1 protein-coding gene is annotated in these 1,253 nt (G+C 65.0%); it reads left to right on the top strand.

Annotation, left to right across the window (positions count from 1 at the left end; all coding sequences use genetic code 11):
* The first annotated feature begins 82 nt into the window (after positions 1–82).
* Positions 83–1,105 (top strand): IS110 family transposase, encoded by a 1,023-nt coding sequence (locus O7A70_RS33820; RefSeq protein WP_337144207.1) that lies wholly within the window; start codon positions 83–85, stop codon positions 1,103–1,105.
* Positions 1,106–1,253: the final 148 nt, after the last annotated feature.

The raw sequence follows: 1,253 nt of genomic DNA, 5'->3' as shown, positions 1-1,253 counted from the left end.
GGGATGATGGGTGGACGGCCCCTTGCGGCATCGAATGTGCCAAACTGGTCGTGTTGAAACCCAGCGGAGGAGACCGTCCGTCATGCAAGCTATCAGATTTGGTATCGATTTGGCCAAGAATGTGTTTCAGGTGCACGGCGTGGATGCGTCCGGGCAGGTGGTGGTGCAGCGTCAGCTGCGCCGCGCGCAGGTGGTGAAGTTCTTCGCCGCGCAGCCGCCGGCGCTGATCGGCATGGAGGCTTGTGGCTCGGCCCATCATTGGGGCCGCACGCTCAGCGCGCTCGGCCATGAGGTCAAGCTGATGCCGCCGACCTATGTGAAGCCCTACGTCAAGCGCAACAAGAACGATGCCCGCGATGCGCAGGCCTGTTGCGAGGCGGTGAGCCGGCCCGACATGCGCTTCGTGCCGATCAAGACGGTCGAACAGCAATATGCCCGCGCGCTGCATCGCGCGCGTGACCTTCTGGTGCGCCAGCGCACGCAGTTGGCCAACGCCATTCGCGGCCATCTCTACGAGATGGGTCTGGCCAGCGCCAAGGGGGCGGCGGGCATCGAGAACCTGCTGCAGCTCATCGAAACAGCCGATGACATCATTCCCGCCGCGTTGTTGATCTGCCTGGTGCCTCTGGCCGGGCAATGGCGGGCGCTTGATGGCGAGATCGGCAAGCTGGACAAGCAGATCCTGGCTCAGGTCAGGCAGCAGCGGGCGGCTCTACGGCTGACGACGATTCCCAGCGTCGGCCCGATCATCGCGCATGCGACCGTCGCAGCCATCGGCGAGGGCCGCCAGTTCGCATCGGCCAGGGACTTCGCCGCCTGGCTGGGCCTGACCCGCAAGAACCACGACACTGGCGGCAAGCACAAACTGACAGGCCATATCAGCCGTGCCGGCGATAGCGGCTTGCGAAGGCTGCTCATTCTCGGCGCCAGTTCCTGGCTGCGTCAGGTCAGGGCCAAGCCCGACAGAGGCTCGCCCTGGATACGCGGCCTGCTGGCCAGGCGGCCCGTCAAGGTCGCGGTCGTCGCCCAGGCGGCCAAGACCGCTCGCATCATCTGGGCGATGCTGAACTCGGGACAGGAATACAGGGCACCGGCCGCGGCATAAGCCGCAAATCGAGGCCTTTAACAGCGTAAGGAGCAAGAGGCAGCACGGCAAAATGGTCAGGACCTGGGTCGGGACACTCCGCCTTCGTCATCGCGCCATCAAAGCGCGCTGGGATGATTGGAACCCGATCCGCGTAACCCTTGCGGGC

The sequence above is a fragment of the Mesorhizobium sp. Cs1299R1N1 genome (assembly GCF_037179655.1).
GTDB lineage: Bacteria > Pseudomonadota > Alphaproteobacteria > Rhizobiales > Rhizobiaceae > Mesorhizobium > Mesorhizobium salmacidum.
The sequence above is the reverse complement of the archived record's forward strand: the minus strand, read 5'-3'. Positions and strand labels throughout refer to the sequence as shown.

Bases quoted from the DNA above. Each gene is read 5' to 3' on its own strand.
- O7A70_RS33820 (WP_337144207.1), top strand. From the start codon at position 83: ATGCAAGCTATCAGATTTGGTATCGATTTGGCCAAGAATGTGTTTCAG.